The 8227-nt window shown below is 36.0% G+C and carries 6 protein-coding genes; all 6 read right to left on the minus strand.

Annotation, left to right across the window (positions count from 1 at the left end):
* Positions 1-85 precede the first annotated feature (85 nt).
* Positions 86-658, minus strand: a complete 573-nt coding sequence (locus BP92_RS0111860; RefSeq protein WP_026726261.1) for a hypothetical protein — start codon at positions 656-658, stop codon at positions 86-88.
* 449 nt (positions 659-1107) lie between these two features.
* Positions 1108-2004 carry a 3-hydroxyacyl-CoA dehydrogenase gene (locus BP92_RS0111865; RefSeq protein ID WP_026726262.1) on the minus strand — a complete coding sequence of 299 codons (897 nt, stop codon included), beginning with the start codon at positions 2002-2004 and terminating at the stop codon, positions 1108-1110.
* A 21-nt stretch (positions 2005-2025) separates the two neighbouring features.
* On the minus strand, positions 2026-3621 hold the full coding sequence (locus BP92_RS0111870; protein ID WP_026726263.1) for an oleate hydratase: 1596 nt from the start codon (positions 3619-3621) through the stop codon (positions 2026-2028).
* 12 nt (positions 3622-3633) lie between these two features.
* Positions 3634-5403: an oleate hydratase gene (locus tag BP92_RS0111875; RefSeq protein ID WP_026726264.1), complete on the minus strand. Its 1770-nt coding sequence runs from the start codon at positions 5401-5403 to the stop codon at positions 3634-3636.
* An 85-nt stretch (positions 5404-5488) separates the two neighbouring features.
* Positions 5489-6370 carry a helix-turn-helix domain-containing protein gene (locus tag BP92_RS0111880; RefSeq protein ID WP_026726265.1) on the minus strand — a complete coding sequence of 294 codons (882 nt, stop codon included), beginning with the start codon at positions 6368-6370 and terminating at the stop codon, positions 5489-5491.
* A gap of 176 nt (positions 6371-6546) precedes the next feature.
* Complete coding sequence (locus BP92_RS0111885; RefSeq protein WP_211252200.1) at positions 6547-7800, minus strand: erythromycin esterase family protein; 1254 nt, start codon at positions 7798-7800, stop codon at positions 6547-6549.
* Between the last annotated feature and the right edge of the window lie 427 nt (positions 7801-8227).

Here is an 8227-nt window from a genome sequence, read left to right on the forward strand (position 1 = left end):
ACACTAACCTTTTCAAAAAATCACTGACCTAGCCATTTCTTAAAACCGCTGTTATGCGTTCGGTTCTTTTTTTACGTTTTTTTTGCTATTGTATATAAACTGGAGTTTTGTCAATATCATTTAATTCTTTAATGTAAGCTCCATCAATTGAGAGAACTATCGTTTTGTAGCCCAATTTTTCTAATTCGTTTTTTTCGTTATAGAATAATTTTGCATTATTTCCAAAGCGATGTGAAAATGTATAAATAGCAAGTTTGTTGTTTTCGAGATTTAATTGTTTTCCATCGTTTAAATTTTTTAATATAATTTTTTTAGAGGCTTCAGATGGAGAAGAAGCTTTAATGATGGCATCGTTTGTTATTTTAGGTAACAAATATTTAGGTGAGCATTGCGACTTTAACTCTTCTGCAACTTCTTGTACAGTTGATATATTGTTATCTGTAATGAATACAACGATTCCATATTTTTCTAACTTTATATTCAAAGAATCATTTTTTGTTGACAAATAATAAATTTCAGAAGAAGGAATTTTAAATTTCTTATAAACATATTCCAAATATTCTTTTGTGGTATTAAATTCAGTGTTTTTTTGACCATAAGAATTTAAATTACCAAAAATGATTAAAAGTAATATTATATGTTTTGATATGATTTTCATAATTTCTAAATTTATAGGAAACAGTATTTATAGCGTTCTGTAATGAACTGACGCATAACTCAGAGGCGCTTTGCGCTGGGGCTTTGCGCTTGCGCAAAGTGCGTGTTGAGGGAAGTCCGTTAGGGCTTTCCTCGTGCAAAGCGCCTCTGAGTTGAGAGGAAAGCTCGGAGAGATTTCCTCTCAACGGGAAACGGCTTTGCGAAGGAGCGGAAAAGTAAGCACAAAAGTTCAGTTTAGCACTACCGTAGCATAAGCTATTTTTATTTGCTAAATTACAAAAAAAGGAAATAAAAATGGTTTATGCGTTAATAGAATTACTGTCGTTGAATTTTGCACTTAACCCGCTCTTTTGCAAAACCGATGTTAGCTGTAGTGCTTATCAGCATACAAAAAACGCTCTTTCTTAACAGAAAAAAAGAGCGTTTCAATATATTGATCTTTCAGAAAAATTACTTCAGAAAGTTTTTTTCCCAATAAGCTGGATTCGGGTATTTATAGAAACCTTCTCCAGTGGCTACACCAAGTTTGTTTTTATCGATGTAGTTTTCTTTCAACATCGCCGCCGCTTTTATTTTTGTAGGATTCTGTGTTTTATCAGCGGCCATTTTATTGATGTTGTATGCAGTAGTAACGCCTACCACATCCAAAATACCAAATGGTCCAACTGGTGCACCGGTTGCGACCATCCATGTTTTGTCGATGGTTTCCACATCTGCCACTTCGTTCACATACAAATCCAACGCAGCACTCAAAAGCGGTACCAATAAGGAATTTACGATATATCCCGGCTGCTCTTTGTATATTGGCAATGCCACCATTCCGATTTGTTTGGCAAATTCTAAAACGGAATTAAATGTTTCGTCTGAAGTGCCGGGATGTTTCATCACTTCTCCGGTATTGTGTTTCCAGATTTCATTGGCAAAGTGTAAGGCTACGAATTGTGCAGGACGACCTGTATATTCGGCAAACTGGCTTGGTAGCATAGTGGAAGAGTTGGTCGCAAAAACAGTTTTAGCGGGTGCTACTTTCGCCAACTGTTCGTAGAACCCGATTTTAATCTGCGGATTTTCCGGAACGGCTTCGATAAGCAAATCGGCATCTTGCACCGCTTCTGCCAAATTGGAATTGTATTGCAAATTTGCTTTAGTGGCTGCAAGCTGTTCTTCCGTTGCCTTCAAATCTTTTTTATACGATTCCGCCAAAATATCAAATTTCGCTTTGGCTTTTTCCAAAACCTCATCATTGATGTCGTAAACGGTTACATTAAAACCGTAAAAAGCTGTCTGGAAAGCAATTTGGTAACCCAAAACACCACTTCCTGCCACGGTTACATTTTTAAATGTTATCATTGTATTTTTATTTATTTGTTAACTTCTATAAGATGTATGAATGGCTTTTGCCAACACATCGGGGCGTTTCCAATATTCTGTTACGGGAGTAACTTTCTTATCTAAATTTAAAAGCGTGTAAACGGCTGTCCTTGCAGCCCGTACCGAATATTCTTCGGTAAAAACCATATCTTCCGGAATTTCCACAAACTGACTGATAAGTGCCAGATTGGTACTTCCTTCCGGTACTACATGCGGACGGTCTGCTTTAGCTCTTGGCTGGAACAAGGCATCGATGTATGGCATCATACAAGGAATCACATTCACAACGCTTTCTTTTATTTCTTGCTCGTGTTGTTCAAAATGAAGGTGGTGGATGAGCTCGGTCAGAATCTCTTCTCCGGTGCAGTCAATCATTGGTTTTTTTATAAAATCTCCAATAGCATCCGGATACAATCCATAGCCCCAAAGTATGGTCGTATCATCGCCCTGTGCTTTAAAATGCGGTTGGGCCGCTACCACAATCGACATTCTCCACGAAGAATCTTTAAAGGTCATCAATGCGCCACTTCCGGGTTTGTTACCGCTATATTGCTCAATCAATTGAAGCATTTTGTTGCCCTTGAAAGTAGGGGTAAACGAATACCATTTGGTCTCATCCGGTTTGGTAAAAAACGGATCGGGATTACCGAGTTTGCCCGGTTTTTTGTCGGCTATTTTACGCCACAATGCAAAACTTGGCGGATTGTCCGGAAGGTATTTTGCGGGTGTTTTGTAATCGCCATTGTCGGAATTGTCCGTAATGCAGCCGTTGGTAAAAAATACCAAATCGCCTTCGTTTACCGTAATTTTTTCAGTATTTCCTTCAGCGTTTTCACATACAATTTCAGAAACGGTAATGCCGTCGCCCTCTTTGAAATTGAGGTCGGTAACGGTTTTTCTTAAAGAAAAATCCACGTTGTATTTGTCGAGGAATTTTTTCAAAGGCAAAATCACGGATTCGTATTGGTTGTAGGGCGTACGGGTAACACCTTCCAATGTTTCGATGCGGGAAAATTCCAACAGCATCCGTTTCATGTAACGTTGAAACTCGAAAATACTGCTCCATTCCTGCCAAGCAAACGTAGTTTGCCACATATACCAAAAATTGGTGGTGAAGAAATGGTCATCGAACCAGTCGCGGATCGTAACATTGTCCAAATCGTTTTCGTCTGCAAAGAAAAGTTTCAGGAATTTCATCCTATCCTGCGTATTAAAGCCCATATCGGTTACATGCAGGCGGTTTCCGTCTTTGTCAATCAGGCGAGCATGGGCGTGCGTAGGATTGGCGTGGTCGAAAGCCAAAATCTCATCTTTTACCGAAATATTGGGCACTTCCAAAGAAGGAATTCTGGAGGTCAAGTCCCAAAAATTTTCATACGTCTCTTCATTCAGCATTCTTCCGCCACGGCAAATGAAGCCTTTTTCTTTGGTGCCTGCTCCATCGTTGCTTCCTCCTAAAATAGGCAGGGCTTCTATAATGTGGATATTTTCTCCTTTAAAACCGCCATCCTCTACAAGATAAATCGCTCCTGACAGACTGGCTAACCCACCGCCCACAAAATAGGCGTGTCTTTCTGAATTATTTGTATTCATTTATTTAAAAATTTAGATTAATTGAGATTCTTTAAGAAGTTCTTCCAAATAGGTGCCTTCTATTTTTTTGAGACCATATTTTTCTAAAATAGAAATGAGCCAAGGCAATTTGATATCCTTTAATCCTTTTTCATCATTCAGGTAATAAATGGATTTTAACAATACCCGGATGTCGAAAGACGAAGCAAATACTTCCGGTACACCTCTGTCCACGTTTAATAGGGTATAAACTGCTTCCATGGCGGTACGCACGGAGTATTCGGTAGTAAAAACAGTATCTTTTTCTGTCTCAGCATAGTTTCCGATGAAAGCCAGGTTTACCGAGTTTTTGGGTACAACCAAAGGGCGGTCACCCAGTGCACGCGGCATAAAATACGTCGTAATATAAGGCATACGACAAGGAATGGTATTGGCACTTGCCGCTATTTCGCTTATTTCTGTTTCAGGAACACCCAAATGATACAGCAATTCTTCACAAAGTTCTATTCCGGTACACTCTGTAATTTTTTTGTGAACGAAATTCCCTGATTTATCTGAATATAAACCATATACCCAAACGATCAACTCATTGCTTTTTTGGATTTTAAAATGCGGTTGCCGACTGATAGAGAAACCGTACCACCAATTGGAGTCTTGAATGGTTACAGGTCCGCTGGTAACGATGGAACCACTAAGCGGATCTTTTTTGCATATTTTTTCAATGTAAGGAACCACTCTGTTGTCGGAAAAGGTAATGCTACCGGAAATAACCCAGTTTGCTTCGGGAATGTTTTCACAGAATTTTTCAGGCCTACCAAAGTCCGTATCCTGTTGTGCGATATTTTTCCATAATTGCCAACTTCCACCGATAGTATGTTTTACAGGAGCAGGGGTATGGTTATCGCCATATGTGCTGTTTTCCGTGATAGAACCATTGGTAATAAACACCAAATCATTTTCTGTAAGGCTGATTGTCTCTGCTTTTCCGTCTTGGACAAGTTCTATTTTTTTTGCAACTTTTTTACCGTCGATATGATCTATAATTACATTTTGCACTTGAGTGTTATATTGGAATTGCACACCGTGACTTTCCAAATATTTCACCAAAGGTTTAATCAGTGATTCGTATTGGTTATACTTGGTAAAACGAAGAGAGGACATATCGGCAACATGTCCCACATGATGAATAAAACGCAGCAAATAACGGCGCATTTCCATCGCACTTGCCCAAGGCTCAAACGCAAACATCGTTGCCCAATACGCCCAGAAATTGGATTTGAAAAATTCGTCTGTAAAAACCTCATTAATCTTTACATCCTGTAGTTTTTCTTCCGGGGTCAGAAATAATTCTATCAGTTCCTGAATGGCTTTTTGAGATAAAGTAAGTTTTCCATCGGAAGCAACCCTCTGTCCTTGTTTTTCTATCAGACGTGCATGGGAAAAACTTGGATCTTTTTTATTCAACCAATAAAATTCGTCCAGGACAGAAACGCCCTCTGTTTCCAATGAAGGAATGGAACGGAATAAATCCCACAATGTTTCAAAATGTATTTCCATTTCCCGGCCGCCACGAATGATGTAGCCCTTCTGCTCGTTCCAGATGCCGTCCATACTGCCACCGGGAAGGGCAAGCTCTTCCAAAATATGGATCCTATTGCCTTTCATTTGGGCATCACGCACCAGGAAGGTTGCGGCGGCAAGAGATGCTAATCCGGATCCGATAAGATAAGCTGATTTTTCGTCCACGCCATCCGGTTTCAGAGGACGGGCAAATGCTTCATAATTTCCATTACTATAATACATAGTCATTATATTTTAAATTCTACGTAAAGTTAGGAAATGCTACAATCGTTAGGTATCCTGAAATTCAGGATTTATATACCCTTTTTTACTTTTTGATAGCGAGCTGGTTTCGGAATTCCTGTGGTGAAATGCCCACTTGTTTTTTAAAAAATCTTCCGAAGGCTGACGTAGAACTGAATCCCAATTCAAAGGCAATTTCAGAGATTGTTTTTTCTGGATTTCCTAACAACACGTAGGTAATTTTAATCAGTGTTTCATCTATCATGACATGAGGCGTTTTGCCGGAGTGTTTTTTTATGATTTCTATAAGATGCTTGTTGCTGATATATAATTTTTCAGCATAGAATTGTACGCCCCGGTGCGACAATACGTTTTCCTGAACTAAATTTTTAAATTTCTGATAAATATTGTTGGGGTCAGAAAGAGCGTTTTTAATGCTCTGTTTGTTTTCGGTTTCTATGACGATACTGATTTCCAAAAGCAGATTGATAATGATAGTGCGGATAACATCTTTTAGACGATGATTTTTTCGTTCTGTTTGCTGTTCAAGATATTGGAGCAGCAGGATTAAACGTGTAGATTGTTCTTTATCAGACGAAGTCACTGTAAAATTGGAATCGGAAAACAAATTGAGCCCTTCGATGAAAAACGGGTTAGATATATTTTTAAGCAGAAAATTTTTGTCAAAAAACAGCAGTTTCATCCTGAAATTTTTTGAATGTGACAAAAATCGAACTACCGTGGACGGTGCAGAAACCAGAAAACCATTTTGCGAGACGGTGAATTTTTTGTTGTCTATTTCTAAATCAATATATCCGGAAATACAGATGCAAAAGGCATAAAAATCCATACGGAACGGCCTTTCAGGAAATTTTAAAATTTCCTTTCCTGTGGAGATATAATAAGGCTCACAGACTTTTACTCCGTAAAATAGCAATGTTTCTACTATACTTTCGTACTCTTTCATTTTTGGAACATTTTTTTTGGAGCATTACAGCTAACGTTTCGTGGCTTGCTCTCAGTGGCGTTGCACCAACACCAAGCCATTACAAATATAACAAAACATTCCATTCAGCAGCGGATTTTCCGTAGGAAAATCCGGAAGTAGCCATTGAAGCAAACCGCTGTTAGCAGATGTTTTTTTTATTTTAATAGAGTGGTTTTACTTATTTTTTTTACATAAATTAATCCATCAAACATATCAATATATTTTTCTCTTTTATAATAATATTTTAGATATTTTGGGTCAAAACCATAACCGCCAATCATTATATAATCTCTTTTTTGAGACAGAAATTGTTTAATTAAATCATCTTTAACTGCTGTTTTAAAATCCAAGAAAAATATATCAGATTTTGAATCAAAGAAAAATTCGGAATTCGTGTTTTTTATTGGTTTATCTAAAATTACATACTTACCTTTTTTTTCTTCTAGATCATAACTGAATAATTCACCATTTCCAAATTCAAAACCAGTAGCATAATATTTATTTCCAAACTTTTGATTAAGTAAATTACCCATTGATGGTGAATTTTCTTTGTTAACAAAAGTTTTTTTTATGTGGTCATTGTGTGCAGAAATAAAAATTTTTTCATTATAAAAATTATAAATTTGTTCAACTGTATTTGCCATTTTTTCATCTCTAACTACTTGTTTAGGTTTAATAAAAAAATCTAAAAAATTTGAAAATGCATCAATGGTTAGGATTAAATCAAAATTTATGTTTTTATTTTTTTTTAATTTGAAGATTAATTTTTTTGTTTCTTCTATTTTCATTTGGATGCTATCAGATTCTTTACTATTTGTATAAATTTCATTAATAAATAGTTCTAGTATATTTGCTTCTTCAACTTCAAGTTTAATATTATTCTTTTCTAAATTTATTTTTATAATAGAAATAAGCTCATAATTAAACATACAATCATTTCCATAAAATTTAATTTTATCTTCTTTTGATTTTGAATCATTATAATTTTTTACCCAAATTATAAATTCTTTAAATTCACTTGTTTTCCAAATATGTTGTCTAAAATTTGAAATTAATTCTGAAAGATTTCCCTCTTTACCTTGTAAATATTCATTTAAAAAATAACATGCTCCAAAGCTTTCTTCCAAGATGAAGATTTTCACATTTTGATTTTTTACCAAATACTGAAAAAACTCTGATTTAATTTCAAAAAATTCTTTATTGTGGTGTGTTGCTTCTCCAAAACCATAAATTCTAGAACTACTGAAACATGGATTTAAATAATTAGATGAGAGGTTTAAGTTCTTTTCAGAATTAGTATTTTTCAAAACAATTGCATTAGAATCTATCCATTCAATAACATTATTTTTTTGTGCAAAAATCAAGTTAGTAAAAAATAGGAAAAGAATTAAGTTGAAATATGTTTTCATAAGTTTGTGAGGTAAAATATCTGCTAACGTTCTGCGGCTTAAAAATGTGGCGTAAATGCAACACCAAGCCATTACAAATATAACAAAACATTCCATTCAGCTGCGGATTTTCCGCAGGAAAATCCGGAAGTAGCCATATTTTTAAACCGCTGTTAAATGCAGTTTTATATTTTCGGAACTTAAAAGACAACGCAACGTTTATCCACAAAGTTTGGTTTTCGGCTTTCCATTGTCACGCAAACTTGATCTGTCGCGCAAAGTTTGGTTTTCCGGAATGTATTTACAACACAAAGTTTTTTTGGCAAAGTTCGGTTCAGATTTCACTTATCACGCAAAAATTTTCGGCAAGTTTTTTTAAAAATATCAAACGGAAAAATAGGAGCGAAGTGTTCAGCGTAAGTTCGGAAAATATATTGCATTTAACGTT

The organism is Flavobacterium sasangense DSM 21067 (assembly GCF_000686885.1).
In the GTDB taxonomy this organism is placed as follows: domain Bacteria; phylum Bacteroidota; class Bacteroidia; order Flavobacteriales; family Flavobacteriaceae; genus Flavobacterium; species Flavobacterium sasangense.